The sequence below is a fragment of the Pseudomonas sp. B611 genome (assembly GCF_055407965.1).
The window spans coordinates 209,750-229,178 of the sequence record NZ_JBUZST010000001.1; the positions used below are offsets into that span (position 1 = coordinate 209,750).

At 61.1% G+C, this 19,429-nt stretch carries 18 protein-coding genes; 14 read left to right on the top strand and 4 right to left on the bottom strand.

What is annotated here, in order from left to right; all coding sequences use genetic code 11:
- Positions 1-4: 4 nt before the first annotated feature.
- Positions 5-1,456: an Asp-tRNA(Asn)/Glu-tRNA(Gln) amidotransferase subunit GatA gene (gene gatA / locus ACZRMO_RS01015; RefSeq protein WP_463971612.1), complete on the bottom strand. Its 1,452-nt coding sequence runs from the start codon at positions 1,454-1,456 to the stop codon at positions 5-7.
- A gap of 16 nt (positions 1,457-1,472) precedes the next feature.
- Entirely contained in the window at positions 1,473-1,760 is a 288-nt protein-coding gene (gene gatC, locus ACZRMO_RS01020) for an Asp-tRNA(Asn)/Glu-tRNA(Gln) amidotransferase subunit GatC (RefSeq protein ID WP_017738774.1), read from the bottom strand.
- 210 nt (positions 1,761-1,970) lie between these two features.
- Here gatC and mreB point away from each other — a divergent pair, with 210 nt between their 5' ends.
- The 8 genes from mreB to tldD all read left to right on the top strand — a co-directional run bounded on the left by mreB (position 1,971) and on the right by tldD (position 13,167).
- On the top strand, positions 1,971-3,008 hold the full coding sequence (gene mreB, locus ACZRMO_RS01025) for a rod shape-determining protein MreB (RefSeq protein WP_002555108.1): 1,038 nt from the start codon (positions 1,971-1,973) through the stop codon (positions 3,006-3,008).
- A gap of 139 nt (positions 3,009-3,147) precedes the next feature.
- Complete coding sequence (gene mreC, locus ACZRMO_RS01030) at positions 3,148-4,290, top strand: rod shape-determining protein MreC (RefSeq protein WP_463972113.1); 1,143 nt, start codon at positions 3,148-3,150, stop codon at positions 4,288-4,290.
- Positions 4,290-4,778 (top strand): rod shape-determining protein MreD, encoded by a 489-nt coding sequence (gene mreD, locus ACZRMO_RS01035; protein ID WP_017738772.1) that lies wholly within the window; start codon positions 4,290-4,292, stop codon positions 4,776-4,778. Before mreC ends, mreD begins: the two co-directional genes overlap by 1 nt.
- Positions 4,779-4,828: 50 nt before the next feature.
- Positions 4,829-5,425 (top strand): Maf family protein, encoded by a 597-nt coding sequence (locus ACZRMO_RS01040; RefSeq protein ID WP_463971613.1) that lies wholly within the window; start codon positions 4,829-4,831, stop codon positions 5,423-5,425.
- Positions 5,426-5,495: 70 nt separating this feature from the next.
- Positions 5,496-6,953: a ribonuclease G gene (rng, locus tag ACZRMO_RS01045; protein WP_017738770.1), complete on the top strand. Its 1,458-nt coding sequence runs from the start codon at positions 5,496-5,498 to the stop codon at positions 6,951-6,953.
- Between the two features lie 42 nt (positions 6,954-6,995).
- A complete protein-coding gene (locus ACZRMO_RS01050; RefSeq protein WP_463971614.1) occupies positions 6,996-10,811 on the top strand; it encodes a YhdP family protein in 3,816 nt (1,271 codons plus the stop codon).
- Between the two features lie 48 nt (positions 10,812-10,859).
- A complete protein-coding gene (locus ACZRMO_RS01055; RefSeq protein WP_463971615.1) occupies positions 10,860-11,708 on the top strand; it encodes a carbon-nitrogen hydrolase family protein in 849 nt (282 codons plus the stop codon).
- Positions 11,709-11,724: 16 nt separating this feature from the next.
- Positions 11,725-13,167, top strand: a complete 1,443-nt coding sequence (gene tldD, locus ACZRMO_RS01060) for a metalloprotease TldD (protein WP_124527472.1) — start codon at positions 11,725-11,727, stop codon at positions 13,165-13,167.
- Between the two features lie 47 nt (positions 13,168-13,214).
- Here tldD and yjgA read toward each other — a convergent pair whose 3' ends face one another.
- Positions 13,215-13,736, bottom strand: coding sequence for a ribosome biogenesis factor YjgA (gene yjgA / locus ACZRMO_RS01065; RefSeq protein ID WP_017738766.1), 522 nt, complete (start codon positions 13,734-13,736; stop codon positions 13,215-13,217).
- Between the two features lie 108 nt (positions 13,737-13,844).
- Between yjgA and pmbA the strand changes: the two genes are divergently transcribed.
- The 6 genes from pmbA (at position 13,845) to ACZRMO_RS01095 (ending at position 19,117) form a co-directional block, all read left to right on the top strand.
- Positions 13,845-15,191 (top strand): metalloprotease PmbA, encoded by a 1,347-nt coding sequence (pmbA, locus tag ACZRMO_RS01070; protein ID WP_463971616.1) that lies wholly within the window; start codon positions 13,845-13,847, stop codon positions 15,189-15,191.
- 150 nt (positions 15,192-15,341) lie between these two features.
- Positions 15,342-15,737, top strand: a complete 396-nt coding sequence (locus tag ACZRMO_RS01075) for a hypothetical protein (protein WP_017738764.1) — start codon at positions 15,342-15,344, stop codon at positions 15,735-15,737.
- Positions 15,730-17,106, top strand: coding sequence for a class II fumarate hydratase (locus ACZRMO_RS01080; RefSeq protein ID WP_124527469.1), 1,377 nt, complete (start codon positions 15,730-15,732; stop codon positions 17,104-17,106). Before ACZRMO_RS01075 ends, ACZRMO_RS01080 begins: the two co-directional genes overlap by 8 nt.
- 27 nt (positions 17,107-17,133) lie before the next feature.
- Entirely contained in the window at positions 17,134-17,577 is a 444-nt protein-coding gene (locus ACZRMO_RS01085; RefSeq protein ID WP_124527468.1) for a hypothetical protein, read from the top strand.
- 1 nt (position 17,578) lies between these two features.
- The gene (locus tag ACZRMO_RS01090) at positions 17,579-18,190 is read left to right on the top strand and encodes a superoxide dismutase (RefSeq protein WP_124527467.1); all 612 of its coding nucleotides are present in this window, start codon (positions 17,579-17,581) and stop codon (positions 18,188-18,190) included.
- Positions 18,191-18,223: 33 nt separating this feature from the next.
- A complete protein-coding gene (locus tag ACZRMO_RS01095) occupies positions 18,224-19,117 on the top strand; it encodes a ZIP family metal transporter (protein WP_463971617.1) in 894 nt (297 codons plus the stop codon).
- Between the two features lie 37 nt (positions 19,118-19,154).
- Here ACZRMO_RS01095 and ACZRMO_RS01100 read toward each other — a convergent pair whose 3' ends face one another.
- A complete protein-coding gene (locus ACZRMO_RS01100; protein ID WP_017738759.1) occupies positions 19,155-19,427 on the bottom strand; it encodes an HPr family phosphocarrier protein in 273 nt (90 codons plus the stop codon).
- Positions 19,428-19,429: the final 2 nt, after the last annotated feature.

A 19,429-nucleotide genomic window follows, 5' to 3' on the forward strand; every position in this document is an offset into this window, starting at 1 on the left:
CTCCTCAGAAGCCGGTAGGGGTGCGGGTGTGCCAGTCGGTGTGCAACTGGTACTGGTGCGCCACATTGAGCAGGCGGCCTTCCTGGAAATACGGGGCGAGCAACTGCACGCCGACCGGCAGGCCATCGACGAAACCGGCAGGCATGGATAAGCCCGGCAGGCCCGCGAGGTTGGCGGTGATGGTGTACAGGTCTTCGAGGTACGCAGCCACCGGGTCGCCATTCTTGGCGCCGAGCTTCCAGGCCGGGTTTGGCGTGGTTGGGCCGAGGATCACGTCGACTTCTTCAAAGGCAGCCATGAAGTCGTTCTTCACCAGGCGACGGATTTTTTGCGCCTTGAGGTAGTACGCGTCGTAGTAGCCGGCCGACAGGGCGTAGGCACCGACCATGATGCGCCGTTGGACTTCGGCACCGAAGCCTTCGCCACGGGAGCGCTTGTACAGGTCGGTAAGGTCTTTCGGGTTCTCGCAGCGGTAGCCGAAACGCACGCCGTCGAAACGCGACAGGTTGGACGAGGCTTCTGCCGGGGCGATCACGTAGTAGGCAGGAATCGCATGCTGATTGTTCGGCAGGCTGACTTCCTTGATCACGGCGCCGAGCTTTTCCAGCTCCTTGACGCTGTTGTGCACCAGTTCGGCGATGCGTGGGTCGAGACCGGCGCTGAAGTACTCCTTCGGCACGCCGATGCGCAGGCCCTTGATCGAGGTGTTGAGGCTCGCGCTGTAGTCCGGCACTGGCTCATCGATGCTGGTGGAGTCCTGTTTATCGAACCCGGCCATGCCTTGTAACAAAATCGCGCAGTCTTCGGCGGTGCGAGCCAGAGGGCCGCCCTGATCGAGGCTGGAGGCGTAGGCGATCATGCCCCAGCGGGAAACGCGACCGTAGGTCGGCTTCAGGCCGGTGAGGTTGGTGAACGCCGCAGGCTGGCGGATCGACCCGCCGGTGTCGGTGGCGGTGGCCGCCGGCAGGAAGCGCGCCGCCACGGCTGCAGCCGAACCACCGGACGAACCGCCCGGCACGTGCTCCAGGTTCCACGGGTTTTTCACCGCGCCGTAGTAGCTCGATTCGTTGGCCGAACCCATGGCGAATTCGTCCATGTTGGTCTTGCCCAGGGTCACGGCCCCGGCGGCAGCCAGCTTGGACACCACGGTGGCGTCGTAGGGCGCCTTGAAGTTGTCGAGCATCTTCGAGCCGCAGCTGGTGCGAATGCCCTGGGTGCAGAACAAGTCCTTGTGGGCGATGGGAGCCCCCAGCAACGCACCATTTTCACCGTTGGCGCGACGCACGTCGGCGGCCTTGGCCTGGCTCAGGGCCAGTTCTTCGGTGAGGCTGATGAAGCTGTTGACCTTTGGATCGTGCTCGGCGATACGCGCCAGCAGGGTCTTGGTCAGCTCTTCGGAAGAAAACTTTTTGTCGGCGAGACCGCGGGCGATCTCGGCCAGAGTCATGTGATGCATGAAAGGCTCTTTCCCTTTAGTCGATGACTTTCGGAACCAGGTACAGGCCGTTTTCGACCGCTGGCGCGATGGACTGGTAGGCCTCGCGATTATTACTTTCGGTTACAACGTCTGCGCGCAGGCGCTGGCTGGCTTCCAGCGGGTGCGCCAGGGGCTCGATGCCGTCGGTATTCACGGCCTGCATTTGGTCAACCAGCCCGAGAATGCTGTTCAGGGCTGCGGTAATCGGTGGAAGATCGGCTTCAGCCAGGCCCAGGTGGGCGAGGTGAGCGATTTTTTCCACGTCGGAGCGGTCAAGCGCCATGGGATTCTCCAGTGGAAAACAGAACGGAGGGCGTCCGTGTGTTAGATTGTCGGAACACTACCGCATTTCTACGGTCATATGGCCGCGATTGTGGGGGTTGGTGCGTAGAAAGTCGGCCAATTTAGCACATTGGCGCCTTGCCCAAAATCCCTGTCGTTGTTAGAGTTTGCCGCACTTTTTTACCCACGCGTTGCCTAGGGTCCTTTCCCCATGTTCAAGAAACTGCGTGGCATGTTTTCCAGCGATCTTTCCATTGACCTGGGCACTGCCAACACCCTTATTTACGTGCGCGAGCGCGGTATCGTTCTGAATGAGCCATCGGTTGTGGCCATTCGGACCCATGGTAATCAGAAAAGTGTCGTTGCCGTCGGCACCGAGGCCAAGCGCATGCTCGGCCGTACACCAGGCAATATTGCTGCCATTCGTCCGATGAAAGACGGCGTGATCGCCGACTTCAGTGTCTGCGAGAAGATGCTGCAGTATTTCATCAACAAGGTTCACGAAAACAGTTTCCTGCAGCCCAGCCCTCGTGTGCTGATCTGCGTTCCGTGCAAGTCTACCCAGGTGGAGCGTCGTGCCATCCGTGAATCGGCCCTTGGCGCCGGTGCCCGTGAAGTGTTCCTGATCGAAGAGCCAATGGCTGCTGCGATCGGTGCCGGCCTGCCGGTTGAAGAAGCCCGCGGTTCGATGGTGGTGGATATCGGTGGTGGTACCACTGAAATCGCCCTGATCTCCCTGAACGGTGTGGTGTATGCCGAATCCGTACGGGTTGGCGGCGACCGTTTCGACGAAGCGATCATCACTTATGTGCGTCGCAACTACGGCAGCCTGATCGGTGAATCCACCGCAGAGCGCATCAAGCAGGAAATCGGTACCGCTTACCCGGGCGGCGAAGTGCGCGAAGTCGATGTTCGCGGTCGCAACCTGGCCGAAGGCGTTCCACGTGCCTTCACCCTGAACTCCAATGAAGTGCTGGAAGCTCTGCAAGAGTCCCTGGCCACCATCGTTCAGGCTGTGAAAAGCGCCCTGGAGCAATCGCCGCCGGAACTGGCTTCCGACATCGCCGAGCGTGGCCTGGTGCTGACCGGTGGTGGCGCCTTGCTGCGCGACCTCGACAAGCTGCTGGCCCAAGAGACTGGCCTGCCGGTGATCGTCGCCGAAGACCCGCTGACCTGCGTTGCTCGTGGCGGTGGTCGTGCACTGGAAATGATGGATAAACACACCATGGACCTGCTCTCCAGCGAATAAGCTGCGGTGAGCGGTACAGGCTTGGCCAACAGGCAGCACTTTGCAGTGCTGCCTGTTGGCGTTTATCTTCTTCAATCTGCATCCAGGCCGGTTAGAAGCCGTATGAATAAAGAAAACATTTGCCTGGGAGGAGCGGCTTATTAAACCGCTTTTTGCCAAAGGCCCCTCATTGGGCGTGCGCCTGCTGGTGCTGGTCGTGCTTTCGGTCGCGCTGATGGTGGTCGATGCCCGCTTTGCATTGCTCAAGCCCGTGCGCAGCCAGATGTCGCTGGTGTTGATGCAGACCTACTGGATCACCGACCTGCCGCAACGTCTCTACCAGGGCGTGGCCAGCCAATTTGGCAGCCGCACCGAACTGGTCGCCGAGAACGAAAAACTCAAGACTGAAAACCTGCTGTTGCAGGGGCGCATGCAAAAGCTCGCGGCCCTCACCGAGCAGAACGTTCGGCTGCGCGAGTTGCTCAACTCTTCTGCGCTGGTCAACGAGAAGGTCGAAGTCGCCGAGTTGATCGGCATGGACCCCAACCCCTTCACCCATCGCATCATCATCAACAAAGGTGAGCGCGACGGTGTGGTCCTTGGCCAGCCGGTGCTCGACGCCCGTGGCCTGATGGGCCAGGTGGTCGAGTTGATGCCCTACACCTCACGTGTGCTGCTGCTGACGGACACCACCCACAGCATTCCGGTGCAGGTCAACCGCAACGGCTTGCGTGCGATTGCCAGCGGCACCGGCAACCCGGAGCGCCTGGAATTGCGCCACGTGGCCGACACCGCCGACATCAAGGAAGGCGACCTGCTGGTCAGCTCCGGCCTGGGTCAGCGGTTCCCTGCGGGTTATCCGGTGGCGACGGTCAAGGAAGTGATCCACGATTCCGGCCAGCCGTTTGCCATCGTCCGCGCCGTGCCGACGGCCGCCCTGAACCGCAGCCGTTACCTGTTGCTGGTGTTCAGCGACAACCGCACGCCGGAAGAGCGCGCCAATGAGGCCGCCCAGGCCCAGGAAGCAGAAGACAAGCAGAACGGCATCACGCCGATTGTCCCAGCAACCGTGCCCAAGCCTGCCGCTGCCACCCCGGCCACACCTGCTCCCGCTGCGGCCGCGCCTGTTGCAACACCCGTCAAGCCTGCGGCACACAACGCGCAGCCGGTCAAGCCTGCGGCCACCAAGCCACCGGCTTCGGCGCCCACCGCTGCAACGCCGGCGACTAAACCGCCTGCTGCTGCCCCAGCTGCCCGTCCAGCGGCAACGGCCCCGGCAACCACGCGGCAGAGGGAGGAATAATGGCCGGTACTCATTCGCGCAATGGCTGGATCGTCTGGCTGACCTTCGCGGTCGGCTTGCTGCTCAGCGTTTCACCCTTGCCGCAATTCATGGAAATTCTGCGTCCGCTGTGGCTGGCATTGCTGCTGGCCTTCTGGGCGCTGAACCTGCCGCATAAAATCGGCATGGTCACCGCGCTGTTTCTGGGCTTGGCGGAAGATGTGCTGTATGGCACCTTGCTGGGCCAGAACGCGTTGATCCTTACGCTGATCACGTTCCTGGTGCTGTCGTTGCAGCAGCGTTTGCGTATGTTCCCGATGTGGCAGCAGTGCCTGGTGATCCTGGTGATCTTTGGCCTGGCGCAGCTTGTTCAACTGTGGCTCAGTGCCTTGACTGGCAATCGCCAGCCAACCCTGGCGTTGGTGTTGCCGGCGTTGGTGAGTGCGCTGCTGTGGCCTTGGATCAGTTTTGGCCTGCGTGGGTTACGTCGTCGCTATAAGATCAATTGAATGGATTGCGAGGCTCTGCCTGGTTATCGCGCCCTACAGGGAGAGTCTGCATGAATTCGCTTTATCTGGCCTCGGGCTCTCCGAGGCGGCGTGAACTGCTGACCCAGATCGGTGTGCCTTTCACCGCTGTCAGCGCCGCCATTGATGAAACCCCTCTTACAAATGAATCCGCCGTTTCCTACGTCGAGCGTCTTGCGCGCGGCAAGGCAGCGGCGGGTTTTGCTGCGCTCGAAAACACCACCGGCGCCTGCGTGCTGGGCGCTGACACCGCAGTGATCGTGGACGGCAAGATCCTCGGTAAACCGGTGGATCAGGCGGATGCGCTGGCGATGTTGATGGCCCTGACGGGGCGTGAACATGAAGTCCTCACCGCCATTGCGCTCACCGACGGCCCGCGTTGCGAAACTGTTTGTGTAAGCAGTCGTGTACGTTTTCGCGCCATTACTGTCGAGGAGGCTACAACCTACTGGCACAGTGGCGAACCCCAGGACAAGGCGGGCGGCTATGCTATTCAAGGGCTTGGATCGGTGTTTGTCGCCGGGCTCAATGGCAGTTATTCCGCTGTGGTAGGCCTGCCGGTGTGCGAAACCGCGCAACTGCTCGACCAATTCGGCATACCCTGTTGGCAAAACCTTACCGCGCGCTGAGCGCCTTACGCCAGCGCCCAGCCATAAGCGATCGGTCACTATTGTGAAAACGCCTGAACGAGACCCAGCCATGAGTGAAGAGATTCTGATCAATATCACGCCGATGGAATCGCGCGTGGCGGTGGTAGAGAACGGTGTTCTGCAAGAAGTGCACGTCGAGCGCACCCAGAAGCGCGGGATCGTCGGCAATATCTACAAAGGCAAGGTAGTACGCGTACTGCCGGGGATGCAGGCGGCATTCGTCGATATCGGCCTGGATCGTGCCGCGTTTATCCATGCCTCTGAAATTTCCCTGCGCGAAGGCCCGGCAGTAGAGAGCATCAGCGCCCTTGTGCATGAAGGGCAGAGCCTGGTGGTGCAAGTCACCAAGGACCCCATCGGTTCCAAAGGCGCACGCCTGACCACGCAACTGTCGATTCCATCGCGTTACCTGGTGTACATGCCGCGTACCGCCCATGTCGGCATTTCCCTGAAGATCGAAGACGAAGGCGAGCGTGAGCGCCTGAAAAAGGTCGTTAGCGACTGCGTGGCCGCCGAAGGCATCAAGGAAGCCGGTGGGTTTATCCTGCGCACGGCAGCCGAAGGTGCCGGCGGCGATGAAATCCTCATGGATATTCGCTATCTGCGACGCCTGTGGGACCAGATCGGCGCACAGATCAAAACCATCGGCGCGCCGAGTGTGATCTATGAAGACCTCGGCCTGGCCCTGCGCACCCTGCGTGACCTGGTCAGCCCGAAGATCGAGAAAATTCGCATCGACTCGCGGGAAACCTTCCAGCGCACCACGCAGTTTGTTGCCGAGCTGATGCCGGAAATTGCTGACCGCCTGGAGCACTACCCTGGCGAGCGACCGATCTTTGACCTGTACGGTGTCGAAGATGAAATCCAGAAAGCCCTGGAGCGCAAGGTGCCGCTCAAGTCCGGTGGCTATCTAGTGGTGGACCCGGCGGAAGCCATGACCACCATCGACGTCAACACTGGCGCGTTCGTCGGGCATCGCAATCTCGAAGAAACCATCTTCAAGACCAACCTTGAAGCCGCCACCGCGATTGCCCGACAGCTGCGCCTGCGCAACCTGGGCGGCATCATCATCATCGACTTCATCGACATGGAAGACGAAGAGCACCAGCGCCAAGTGCTGCGCACCCTGGAGAAGCAGCTGGAGCGCGATCACGCCAAGACCAATATCATCGGCATCACCGAGCTGGGCCTGGTGCAGATGACCCGCAAGCGCACCCGCGAAAGCCTTGAGCAAGTGCTGTGCGAACCGTGCAGCAGTTGCCAGGGGCGCGGTAAATTGAAGACCCCGGAAACGGTTTGCTACGAGATTTTCCGGGAAATCTTACGAGAGGCGCGGGCCTATCAGGCCGAAGGTTATAGAGTGCTTGCCAACCAGAAAGTGGTCGACCGGCTGCTGGATGAAGAGTCCGGCAACGTCGCGGAATTGGAGGGGTTTATCGGGCGCACGATTCGTTTCCAGGTTGAAACCATGTATTCCCAGGAACAATACGACGTGGTGCTGCTCTGATCCCCATTCGCTTTCTATTTACTGCCTTGAGGGTCGCCTGACATGGAGCGTCTGATACGCTTTTTTGCCGCTTTGACCCGTTGGGGCCTGGGTCTCTGTGCGCTGTTGCTGGTCCTGGCGGCGGTGTATGTGAGCCTGGGTCGCGAATTGACCCCGCTGGTGGCCGAATACCGTGCCGAGGTTGAAGCCAAGGCCCAGGCAGCGGTGGATATGCCCCTGCACATTGGCAGCCTTGAAGGCCGCTGGAGCGGCTTTGCCCCTGTGCTGTTGGCCCACGACGTGATGGTGGGCGAGGGCAGCAGTGCCTTGCGCCTGGACCAGGTTGAAGTGGTGCCGGATGTCTGGGCCAGCCTGATGGCCCGTGAAGTGCGCATTGCCCACCTGGAAGTCAGCGGCCTGCAATTGAGCGTCAAGGAAGACAAGGACGGCCACTGGGCGCTGCAAGGCCTGCCGGTGCAGGATGAGCAACCGTTGGACCCGCAGCAACTGCTCCAGCGCATGCAGATGGTCAAGCGCGTGTCGTTGCTCGACAGCCAGGTCACCTTGCAACCCTTCGACCAGCCACCGTTGACCCTGACGTACGTCGGCCTGAGCCTGCACACCGGCATAACCCGCCAGCGCCTCGACGCGCGCCTGACCCTACCCGACGGCCAGCCGCTGGCGTTGAGCTTGCGCACGCGGATTCGCGCCAGCCAATGGCAGGACGGCGAGGTCCAGGCCTACTTGAGCCTGCCGCAGAGCGACTGGGCCAAGTGGATTCCGGCCCGGCTGACGCAGCAGTGGAAACTCAGCCAATTCAAGGCCGGCGGCGAATTCTGGCTGACCTGGGCCAAGGGTGCCGTGCAAAGCGCAGTGGTGCGACTCAACTCGCCACAGGTGAAGGGCAGTTACGCCGAGCGTAAGCCGGTGCACATTGAAAACCTTGCGCTCAACGCCTACCTGCAACGCAGTGATACGGGCCTCAAGGTGGTGTTCGATTCGCTGGCGATGAACCTCGGGGAGACCCGCTGGGAATCACGCCTGCAATTGCAGCAGAGCCTGGCCACCGACAAGGAGCAGGAAACCTGGAAACTCCAGGCCGACCGCCTGGACCTGACTCCCATCACACCGCTGTTGAATGCCCTGGCACCGTTGCCGGAGGGGTTTGCCAAAACCATTGAACACTTGAAGGCCACGGGTCTGCTGCGCAATGTGCTGGTGGACTTCCGCCCTCAGGACACCACGGATCAAAAAGTCAGTTTTGCCGCCAACCTGGAGCGCGTCGGTTTTGACGCCTACTTCGGTGCGCCGGCTGCCCGTAACATTTCCGGCAGCATCAGCGGTGACCTTGGTCATGGCGAACTGCGCATGGACAGCAAGGACTTCTCCCTGCACCTCGATCCGATCTTCGCCAAGCCCTGGCAGTACATCCAGGCCAACGCACGGCTGACATGGAAGCTGGATAAAGAAGGCTTCACCCTGATCGCGCCGTATATCAAGGTGCTGGGGGAAGAAGGCAAGGTCGCCGCCGACTTCCTGATCCGCCTGCATTTTGACCACAGCCAGGAAGACTACATGGACCTGCGGGTCGGCATGGTCGATGGTGATGGGCGCTTCACCCCCAAATACCTGCCGGCGGTATTGAGCCCGGCGCTGGATGAATGGCTGCGTACGGCGATTCTCAAGGGCGCGGTTGACGAGGGTTTCTTCCAGTACCAAGGCTCGCTGAACCACGACGCGTTGCCGGCTTCGCGCAATATCAGCCTGTTGTTCAAGGTGCATGACGCCGAGCTGGCGTTCCAGCCCGGCTGGCCCCATGTGAGCAAGGTCAAGGGTGAAGTGTTTGTCGAGGAAAGCGGTGTGCGCATCCTCGCCAGCAAGGGGCAATTGCTCGACACCAAGGTCAAGGATATCTACGTCAATATTCCCCATGCACCCGCTGGCAAGGACAGTCATCTGCTGCTCACCGGTGGTTTCGCCGGTGGCTTGGGTGATGGCCTGAAGATCCTCCAGGAAGCGCCGATTGGTACGGCTGCAACCTTTGCCGGCTGGAAGGGCGATGGCGACCTGCAAGGCAGCCTGGACCTGGACGTGCCGCTGGCCAAGGGTACCGAGCCGAAAATCGTGGTGGACTTCAAGACCGACAAGGCTCGCCTGCAACTGGCCGAGCCCACACTGGACCTGACCCAGCTCAAGGGCGATTTCCGTTTCGACAGTGCCAAGGGCCTCAGCGGCCAGAACATCACGGCCCAGGCATTTGATCGGCCCATCACCGCGCAGATCTTTGCCGATGGCAAGGCGGGCAATATCAGCACGCGCGTGACGGCCAAGGGCCAAGTCACGGTCAAGCGGCTGACGGACTGGTTGAAAGTCAGCCAGCCGTTGCCAGTGTCCGGCGACATTCCCTACCAGTTGCAACTGAACCTGGATGGGGCCGACAGCCAACTGATGGTCAGCTCCAATCTCAAGGGTGTGGCGGTGGATTTGCCGGCGCCTTTCGGCATGCCGGCCAGCCAGGGGCGTGACAGCGTGTTCCGCATGACCCTGCAGGGTAACGAGCGGCGCTACTGGTTCGATTATGGCGAGTTGGCGAATTTCACCTTTGCCGCGCCGCCAGACAAGTTCAACGAAGGCCGTGGCGAGTTGTTCCTCGGTGATGGCGATGCGCTGCTGCCTACGGTCAAAGGCTTGCGTATTCGCGGGGTCTTGTCGGAACTCGACATCGATCCGTGGAAAAAACTCGTAGACCGTTATGCCGGCAATGACCCCGGCGGTAGCGCCAAGCAGTTGCTCAGTGGCGCCGACTTCAAGGTCGGCAAGCTGACCGGTTTTGGCACCCAGTTCGACCAGGTCAAGTTGCAGCTGGACCGCAAGCCCGCCGCCTGGGCCTTGCAGCTCGACAGCCAGCAGGCCAAGGGCAGCGTCAACCTGCCGGACGCCAAGGCCGCGCCGATTGCGATCAACCTGCAGTACGTGAAGTTGCCGGCGGTGGACCCGAGCGTCCAGGCCGACGAAAACGCGCCCGACCCCTTGGCCGACATCGATCCCAAGGACATTCCCGCGCTGGATATCGCCATTGATCAACTGTTCCAGGGGCCGGACCTGATCGGTGCCTGGTCGCTGAAGATCCGCCCGACGACCAAGGGCCTGACCTTCACTAACCTGGACTTGGGCCTCAAGGGCATGCAGCTCAAGGGTGACGGCGGCTGGGAAGGCGCCCCCGGGACCAGCAGCAGTTGGTACAAGGGGCGCCTGGACGGCAAGAATATCGGCGATGTGCTCAAAGGCTGGGGTTATGCACCGACCGTGACGAGCAAGGACTTCCATCTGGACGTGGACGGTCGCTGGCCGGGTTCGCCGGCTTATGTGGGGCCTAAGCGTTTCTCCGGCAGCCTGGATGCGACATTCCGCAGCGGCCAGTTTGTTGAAGTGGAAGGCGGTGCGCAGGCGCTGCGTGTGTTTGGCCTGCTCAACTTCAACTCCATCGGGCGCCGGCTGCGCCTGGACTTTTCCGACTTGCTCGGCAAGGGCTTGAGCTACGACCGGGTCAAAGGTTTGTTGGCCGCGAGTAACGGCGTATTTGTCACCCGTGAGCCGATCACCATGACCGGGCCATCGACCAACCTGGAGCTTAACGGCACCCTGGACCTGGTGGCTGACCGTGTCGACGCCAAGCTGCTGGTGACGTTGCCGGTCACCAACAACTTGCCGATTGCCGCGCTGATTGTGGGCGCACCGGCGATTGGCGGTGCATTGTTCCTGATCGACAAGCTGATCGGTGACCGTGTGTCGCGCTTTGCCAGCGTGCAATACAAAGTGGAAGGGCCCTGGAAGGACCCGAAAATCACCTTCGACAAGCCATTTGAAAAGCCAAACTGAGAGCCTGTGGAGTAGCATGGCCGCACGCCCATTACGGAGAGTCGGCCCATGTCCTTTGCGGTAATTCAAATGGTCAGCCAGAGCGACGTGCTGGCCAATCTGGCCCAGGCCCGGCGCCTGCTGGAGCAAGCGGCGGCGGGCGGTGCGAAGCTGGCCGTGTTGCCGGAAAATTTCGCCGCCATGGGCCGCCGTGATGTGGCCGATATCGGCCGTGCCGAGGCGTTGGGCGAAGGCCCGATCCTGCCGTGGTTGAAACAGACCGCCCGCGACCTCACCTTATGGATAGTGGCCGGCACTTTGCCGTTGCCGCCCAAGGATCAGCCGAACGCCAAGTCCAACGCCTGCTCGCTGCTGTTCGATGACCGGGGCGAAATCGTTGCTCGCTACGACAAGCTGCACCTGTTCGATGTGGATGTTGCCGATGCGCGCGGTCGTTATCGCGAATCCGACGACTATGCTTTCGGGAGCAGCGTGGTAGTGGCGGATACGCCGGTGGGGCGCTTGGGCCTGACCGTGTGTTACGACCTGCGCTTCCCCGAGCTGTACAGTGAACTACGGGCGGCGGGGGCTGAATTGATTACCGCGCCGTCGGCCTTTACGGCGGTGACCGGCGCCGCGCACTGGGACGTGCTGATTCGCGCACGGGCCATCGAAACCCAGTGTTACCTGCTGGCGGCGGCCCAGGGTGGCGTGCACCCGGGACCGCGGGAAACCTATGGCCACGCGGCGATTGTCGATCCGTGGGGGCGTGTGCTGACACAACAGGATCAAGGCGAAGCGGTGTTGTTGGCCGCACGCGACAGCAGTGAACAAGCGTCGATACGGGCGCGCATGCCGGTGGTCAACCATCGGCGCTTTTTCTCGCAGGGCGCACAGCGGCCTGCTTCGGAACGATGAATTTAAGGCCAAACCTATGAGCGAGTTGTTGTCCTCAGTCAGTGAACACCTCCTGGCACCCGGTGGCGTGACCATCGAAAGCTTGCAAACCGTGCTCGGTGATCTGGCCGGGCCGGGTATCGACGCGGCCGACCTGTATTTCCAGGGGCAGATTTCCGAGTCCTGGGCCCTCGAAGACGGCATCGTCAAGGAAGGCAGCTTCAACCTGGATCAGGGTGTAGGCGTGCGCGCGCAATCGGGTGAAAAAACCGGTTTTGCCTACAGCAATGCCATCACGCTGGAAGCCCTGGGCCTGGCGGCGCGTGCGGCACGTTCTATTTCCCGTGCAGGCCAGAACGGCACGGTGCAAGCGTTTACCACCCAGGACGTGGCGCAGTTGTATGGGCCGGATAACCCGCTGGAAGTGATCAGCCGTGCGGAAAAAGTCGAGCTGCTCAAGCGTGTCGACGCGGCTACCCGCGCCCTTGATCCGCGTATCCAGCAAGTCACCGTGAGCATGGCTGGTGTGTGGGAACGCATCCTGGTGGCCTCCACCGACGGCAGCCTGGCGGCGGATGTACGGCCGCTGGTGCGCTTCAATGTCAGTGTGATCGTCGAGCAGAATGGCCGCCGTGAGCGCGGCGGGCATGGCGGCGGCGGGCGTACCGACTACCGTTATTTCCTCAGTGATGACCGCGCCATGGGTTATGCCCGTGAAGCGCTGCGCCAGGCCCTGGTCAACCTGGAGGCCATTCCGGCGCCGGCCGGTACGTTGCCGGTGGTATTGGGCTCGGGTTGGTCCGGTGTACTGCTGCACGAAGCCGTGGGCCATGGTCTGGAAGGCGACTTCAACCGCAAGGGCAGTTCCGCCTACAGCGGGCGCATGGGCGAGATGGTTGCGTCTAAGCTGTGCACTATTGTCGATGACGGCACGTTGGCTGGCCGTCGTGGCTCGTTGAGTGTGGACGATGAAGGCACCCCGACCGAGTGCACCACGCTGATCGAAAACGGCGTGCTCAAGGGCTATATGCAAGACAAGCTCAACGCCCGCCTGATGGGCGTGGCACGTACCGGTAATGGTCGTCGCGAGTCCTACGCGCACCTGCCGATGCCACGCATGACCAATACCTACATGCTCGCTGGCGAAAGCGACCCGGCGGAGATCATCGCTTCGGTGAAACGTGGGATCTACTGCGCCAACCTCGGCGGCGGCCAGGTGGACATCACCAGTGGCAAGTTCGTGTTCTCCACCAGCGAGGCGTACCTGATCGAAGACGGCAAGATTACCGCGCCGGTCAAAGGCGCAACGTTGATCGGTAACGGGCCGGAAGCCATGAGCAAAGTGTCGATGGTCGGTAACGACCTGTCGCTGGACAGCGGCGTGGGCACGTGCGGCAAGGATGGGCAGTCGGTGCCGGTAGGTGTCGGCCAGCCAACGCTGAAGATTGATGCGATCACCGTGGGTGGCACGGGCTCGTAGGAAGGGTGGAGCTTCGGGTGGCGAAGATCGCCACCCGGGGAAGAGGATCAGCGCAGACCGCGTTGAGTCTCGTCCAGCTCACGGATGTACTTGAAGATTTTACGGCTGGTGGCCGGCGCCTTGTTATGCGCCTGCTCATGCTGGGCCTGGCGGATCAGGGAGCGCAATTGCTGGCGGTCCGCGTCCGGGTAGTCCAGCACGAATTTCTCCAGCACGGCGTCATCGCCCGCGATCAGGCGGTCACGCCAACGTTCCAGGTTATGGAAACGTTCGTTGTACTGGCGAGTGGAGGCATCGGTTTGATCAAGCAAGGCCAGAATGGCGTCAGTGTCCTGATCGCGCATCAGCTTGCCGATAAACATGATGTGCCGTTTACGCGCGATATTCGCGGTGTGCTTGGGTGCATCCGCAAGCGCCCGGCGCATTTCGTCGGTCAGGGGCAGTTTTGCAATCAAGTCTTTCTTGAGCGTTGTAAGGCGCTCGCCAAGGTCAACCAGAGCATGCAGCTCACGTTTGACCTGGGTTTTGCTTTTCTCCCCATCGAGGGAGTCGTCGTAAGAATCAACCATGGTGGCAGTCCGCAAAGAAACGCCGCCATGATAACCAGTCGGGGGCCGCTTGTCCGGCCCGGTCGCTCGATGGCCTTAACCGAAAGCAGAATTTGAGTGGAGAAAACCATGAGTGCAGCCCAAAGCGTCGGTCCGCAAGCGTTACCGGCACTGCAGGAACAAGTCGAGCAGATCCTTGCCGAGGCCAAGCGCCAGGGGGCCAGTGCCTGTGAAGTGGCGGTGTCGCTGGAGCAGGGGCTGTCGACGTCGGTACGTCAGCGCGAAGTGGAAACCGTTGAGTTCAATCGTGACCAGGGCTTTGGCATCACCCTTTATGTGGGGCAGCGCAAAGGCTCGGCCAGCACCTCGGCCAGCGGCCCGGAAGCGATTCGCGAGACCGTTGCCGCCGCATTGGCGATTGCCCAGCACACCTCCGAGGATGAAAGCTCGGGCTTGGCCGACAAGGCGCTGATGGCCAAGGATTTGAAAGACTTCGATCTGTTCCATGAATGGGACATCACCCCAGAGCAGGCCATCGAGAAGGCCTTGATCTGTGAAGCAGCTGCGTTTGACGCTGATGCCCGCATCAAGAACGCGGATGGCACCACGTTGAGCACACATCAAGGCTGCCGTGTGTATGGCAACAGCCATGGTTTTATCGGCGGTTATGCCTCCACCCGCCATAGCTTGAGCTGCGTGATGATCGCTGAAGCCAACGGCCAGATGCAGCGCGACTACTGGTACGACGTAAGCCGCCAGGGCGAGTTGCTGGCGGACCCGGCCAGCATTGGCCAGCGTGCCGCACAACGTGCCGCCAGCCGTTTGGGCGCGCGCCCGGTGCCAACATGCGAAGTGCCGGTGCTGTTTTCGGCGGAGTTGGCTGGTGGTTTGTTCGGCAGTTTCCTCAGCGCGATTTCCGGTGGCAACCTGTACCGCAAGTCGTCGTTCCTTGAGGGCGCAATCGGGCAAAAGCTGTTCCCGGAGTGGTTGACCCTCGATGAGCGCCCGCACTTGATGCGAGCCATGGGGAGTTCGGCGTTCGACGGCGATGGCCTGGCGACCTATGCCAAACCGTTCGTCGAAAACGGCGAGTTGGTGTCCTACGTGCTGGGCACTTACTCCGGTCGCAAGCTCGGCCTGCCAAGCACGGCCAACTCCGGTGGTGTGCACAACCTGTTCGTCACCCATGGCGATGAAGACCAGGCGGCGTTGCTGCGTCGCATGGGGCGCGGCCTGCTGGTGACTGAGTTGATGGGCCATGGCCTGAACATGGTCACCGGCGATTACTCCCGGGGGGCGGCAGGTTTCTGGGTGGAAAACGGCGAGATTCAGTTTGCCGTGCAGGAAGTGACCATCGCCGGCAATATGCGCGACATGTTCAAGCAAATTGTCGCGGTCGGTAACGATCTGGAACTGCGCAGCAACATTCGCACAGGCTCGGTACTGATCGAGCGGATGACTGTCGCCGGCAGCTGATCCTTCCGACGCTTTATCTAAAAAGGCGCGCCATCTCAACGATGGCGCGCCTTTTTTTGTGGCTGCGTTGCAGGCAGATTAATCGGCCACTCTTGTTTTGATTCTCAATATCATTTAATAATAAATATCATTACCGGATGAGTGTGGATCATGAGTTCAGTCCTGCATGAGGATCCTTACCTGGAGAGCTGGCGCTGGATGAGTCGCCAGATTCGCTGCGGCCTCAACCCCAACGAGCCGCGCCTGATCGAGCATTACCTCAATGAGGGTCGCTACCTGGCGTGCTGCACCGCGACCCATCCGTGGACGATCGCTGAAACCTCATTCCGTCTGCTGCTCGATACCGCCAGCGATATCGCATTGCCCTGGCATTGGCGCTCCATGTGCCTGGACCAGGCCTGGCGCCCCCTGCGTGACCTGGAAAAACTCTCTCACTGTGCCTGCCGCCTCAAGCGTTGGCAGAGCTTTGCGTGGCGATTGGCGACCTGCGAATTGCTGCCGTCTATTTCTCACTCCGACCTGGTGCAAGGATCTAACGATGAGTAACACCCGTATCGAACGCGACAGCATGGGCGAACTGCAAGTGCCGGCCGAGGCCTTGTACGGTGCGCAAACCCAGCGCGCGGTGAACAACTTCCCGATCAGCCATCAGCGTATGCCTGCGCAATTCATTCGCGCGCTGATCCTGGCCAAGGCTGCTGCGGCCAAGGTCAACGTCGACCTCAAGCAAATCACTGAAGGGCAGGGCAAGGCCATCGTCGATGCCGCCCAGGGCTTGCTCGAAGGCGACTTCATGCAGCACTTCCCGGTGGATATTTTCCAGACCGGCTCCGGCACCAGTTCCAACATGAACGCCAACGAAGTGATCGCGACCCTGGCCAGCCGTTTGCTGGGCGAGGCGGTCAACCCCAATGACCACGTGAACTGCGGCCAAAGCAGCAACGACATCATTCCGACCACCATCCACGTCAGCGCTGCGCTGGTCCTGCATGAGCAAACCCTGCCGGCGTTGCTGCACCTGGTGCAGGTGATCGAGCGCAAGGCGGAGGAAGTCCACCCGTTCATCAAGACCGGCCGCACGCACCTGATGGACGCCATGCCGGTGCGCATGAGCCAGGTGCTCAATGGCTGGGCGCAGCAGCTCAAGGCCAACATCGGTCACTTGCAGGATTTGCTCCCGAGCTTGCAGGCCTTGGCCCAAGGCGGTACGGCAGTCGGCACCGGGATCAACGCCCACCCGGAATTCGCCGCGCGCTTCAGCCAGCAGCTGAGCAGCTTGACCGACGTGACCTTCACGCCGGGCAAAAACCTGTTTGCGCTGATTGGCTCCCAGGACACCGCCGTCGCCGTCTCCGGCCAGTTGAAAGCCACCGCCGTGTCGCTGATGAAAATCGCCAACGACCTGCGCTGGATGAACTCCGGCCCGCTCGCCGGCCTCGGTGAAATCGAGCTGGAAGGCTTGCAACCGGGCTCTTCGATCATGCCGGGCAAGGTCAATCCGGTGATCCCGGAAGCCACCGCCATGGTCGCCGCGCAAGTGATCGGTAATGACACGGTCATCACTGTCGCGGGCCAATCCGGCAACTTCGAGCTGAACGTGATGCTGCCGATCATCGCCCAGAACCTGCTCAGCAGCCTCGAGCTGCTGGCCAATTCCAGCCGCTTGCTGGCGGACAAGGCCATTGCCACCTTCAAGGTCAACGAAGCCAAGCTCAAGGAAGCGCTGTCGCGTAACCCGATCCTGGTCACTGCACTCAACCCGATCATTGGCTACCAGAAGGCCGCTGAAATCGCCAAGAAAGCCTATCAACAAGGCCGCCCGGTGATTGATGTGGCCCTTGAACACACCGACTTGCCCCGTAGCCAACTGGAAGTCCTGCTGGACCCGGAAAAGCTCACGGCCGGCGGCGTGTAATCACCGACCCTGCTTTGGAGGCTCACCATGGAGCACTGGAAACGCACGATCGAACGGGCCAATCGCTGCTTTATGGCGGGCGAACTGGTTGATGCTCGCGAGGCCTATTTGCAAGCCCTGGCCCTGGCCCAAGTGTTGTTCGAACGTTGGGCGGATGCCGACGAAGCAGTGGCGGCTTGCGTCATTTCCCATCACAACCTGGCGGACCTGCATCTGCGCCTGAACCAGCCGGAGGAAAGTGCGGAATACCTCTGCGCTATCCACCAGCGCCTGCTGCAGGCGATGCAGGACCCGCGCCTGACCCCGCAATTGCGTGAGGCGGCGCTGCGCCAGAGCAGCAAGACCTACGTCGAACTGTTGAACTTCATCAGCGATCACGGCGAGTACCCGCGTACCCATCGCCTGCTGGGTGGTACCGCGGCGCAACAGGATGCGTCGACTCGCAACAGTCCTTATTACGGAGCACATTGATATGTCCTACACCTTGCCTGCCTTGCCTTACGCCTACGACGCCCTGGAACCGCACATCGATGCGCAAACCATGGAGATTCACTACACCAAGCACCACCAGACCTACATCAACAACCTCAACGCTGCTGTCGAGGGCACCGAATTCGCGGGCTGGCCGGTCGAGAAACTGGTGTCCAGCGTGCAGCAGCTGCCGGAAAAACTGCGTGCCGCCGTGATCAACCAAGGTGGTGGCCATGCCAACCATTCGCTGTTTTGGGCAGTGATGTCGCCCAAAGGCGGCGGCAAGCCTGAAGGCGCGCTGGCCAAGGCTATCGATGAGCAAGTGGGTGGTTTCGACAGCTTCAAGGAAGCTTTCACCAAGGCCGCCTTGACCCGTTTCGGCAGCGGTTGGGCCTGGCTCAGCGTAACCCCGCAAAAGACCCTGGTAGTGGAAAGCAGCGGTAACCAGGACAGCCCGCTGATGAATGGCAATACGCCGATCCTCGGCCTGGACGTCTGGGAGCACGCCTACTACCTGCGGTATCAGAACCGTCGCCCGGAATACATCAACGCCTTCTACAGCGTTATCAACTGGCCGGAAGTCGCCGCACGCTATCAGGCCGCCTTGGCCTGACATTTACCACCACAACAAGATCTAAGGCCGACTATGGGCATTGAAACACTGGCGATCAGCAGCGGGCGAATGTTTCGTTATGCGTTTGGCTCGCTGCTGCTATTGGCAGGTACTGCATTGCTGGTGGCCCATGGGCTGGACTGGCTGAACCTGGAGCCGCGCATCCTGCGCGCCCTGCAAGGTGGATCGATTTGCGCACTGGGCACGGCGCTTGGCGCGGTGCCCGTACTGGTCATACGACGGATGCCGGTAGCGCTGAGCGACACATTGTTGGGTTTTGGTGCCGGGGTGATGCTGGCGGCGACAGCCTTTTCGCTGATCGTGCCGGGGATCGCCGCTGCTGAAAGCCTGGGGCTCACGCCCTGGGGCGCCAGTGGGTTAATCAGCTTCGGTATCATGCTGGGCGCGTTCGGGCTGTATCTGGTTGATCGCAAGGTCTCCGGCGCGAGCCCGGAAATGTTGGTGGGGACACCGGATCACCCGGTGATACCGCCGCGTATCTGGCTGTTCGTGTTTGCCATCATTGCCCATAACATCCCGGAGGGCATGGCAGTGGGGGTTTCGGCAGGCGGCGGTATGCCTGATGCCGATAGCCTGGCAATGGGCATCGCCTTGCAGGATGTACCCGAAGGCCTGGTGATTGCCTTGGTATTGGCCGGGGCAGGGATGTCGCGGGTCAAGGCGTTCCTGATCGGTGCGGCTTCAGGTTTGGTCGAGCCGGTATTCGCCGTGCTGTGTGCCTGGTTGGTGAGCCTGGCAGAGGTGCTGCTGCCACTCGGGCTGGCGTTGGCGGCCGGGGCGATGTTGCTGGTGGTGACTCATGAAGTGATCCCCGAATCGCGGCGCAACGGTCACGAAAAGCTTGCCAGCCTGGGGTTGTGTATCGGTTTTTGCTTGATGATGGTGATGGATACCGCATTGGGCTGAAGTCGTTGCGACTTCACGCCCGCCTCAAAGGGTGAGTTTACTCACCCTCATCAAAGAAGTTGTTGATCAGCGCCACCAGGGCGTCCATCGCTTCCTGCTCTTGCTCACCCTCTGTCTTCAGGTGAATCCTGGTGCCCTTGCCGGCGGCCAGCATCATCATGGCCATGATGCTTTTGCCATCGACCATGGATTCCGGGGTGCGCCCCGCACGGATCTGGCAAGGGAACTGCCCGGCGACGCCGACGAACTTCGCAGAAGCCCGGGCATGCAAGCCCAGCTTGTTGATGATTTCAATTTCCAGAGCGGGCATCG

Bases quoted from the DNA above. Each gene is read 5' to 3' on its own strand.
- mreB (WP_002555108.1), top strand. From the start codon at position 1,971: ATGTTCAAGAAACTGCGTGGCATGTTTTCCAGCGATCTTTCCATTGAC.
- ACZRMO_RS01100 (WP_017738759.1), bottom strand. From the start codon at position 19,427: ATGCCCGCTCTGGAAATTGAAATCATCAACAAGCTGGGCTTGCATGCC.
- ACZRMO_RS01055 (WP_463971615.1), top strand. From the start codon at position 10,860: ATGTCCTTTGCGGTAATTCAAATGGTCAGCCAGAGCGACGTGCTGGCC.
- ACZRMO_RS01085 (WP_124527468.1), top strand. From the start codon at position 17,134: ATGGAGCACTGGAAACGCACGATCGAACGGGCCAATCGCTGCTTTATG.
- ACZRMO_RS01080 (WP_124527469.1), top strand. From the start codon at position 15,730: ATGAGTAACACCCGTATCGAACGCGACAGCATGGGCGAACTGCAAGTG.
- gatA (WP_463971612.1), bottom strand. From the start codon at position 1,456: ATGCATCACATGACTCTGGCCGAGATCGCCCGCGGTCTCGCCGACAAA.
- yjgA (WP_017738766.1), bottom strand. From the start codon at position 13,736: ATGGTTGATTCTTACGACGACTCCCTCGATGGGGAGAAAAGCAAAACC.
- ACZRMO_RS01095 (WP_463971617.1), top strand. From the start codon at position 18,224: ATGGGCATTGAAACACTGGCGATCAGCAGCGGGCGAATGTTTCGTTAT.
- mreD (WP_017738772.1), top strand. From the start codon at position 4,290: ATGGCCGGTACTCATTCGCGCAATGGCTGGATCGTCTGGCTGACCTTC.
- ACZRMO_RS01090 (WP_124527467.1), top strand. From the start codon at position 17,579: ATGTCCTACACCTTGCCTGCCTTGCCTTACGCCTACGACGCCCTGGAA.
- rng (WP_017738770.1), top strand. From the start codon at position 5,496: ATGAGTGAAGAGATTCTGATCAATATCACGCCGATGGAATCGCGCGTG.
- ACZRMO_RS01050 (WP_463971614.1), top strand. From the start codon at position 6,996: ATGGAGCGTCTGATACGCTTTTTTGCCGCTTTGACCCGTTGGGGCCTG.
- ACZRMO_RS01075 (WP_017738764.1), top strand. From the start codon at position 15,342: ATGAGTTCAGTCCTGCATGAGGATCCTTACCTGGAGAGCTGGCGCTGG.
- pmbA (WP_463971616.1), top strand. From the start codon at position 13,845: ATGAGTGCAGCCCAAAGCGTCGGTCCGCAAGCGTTACCGGCACTGCAG.
- gatC (WP_017738774.1), bottom strand. From the start codon at position 1,760: ATGGCGCTTGACCGCTCCGACGTGGAAAAAATCGCTCACCTCGCCCAC.
- tldD (WP_124527472.1), top strand. From the start codon at position 11,725: ATGAGCGAGTTGTTGTCCTCAGTCAGTGAACACCTCCTGGCACCCGGT.
- ACZRMO_RS01040 (WP_463971613.1), top strand. From the start codon at position 4,829: ATGAATTCGCTTTATCTGGCCTCGGGCTCTCCGAGGCGGCGTGAACTG.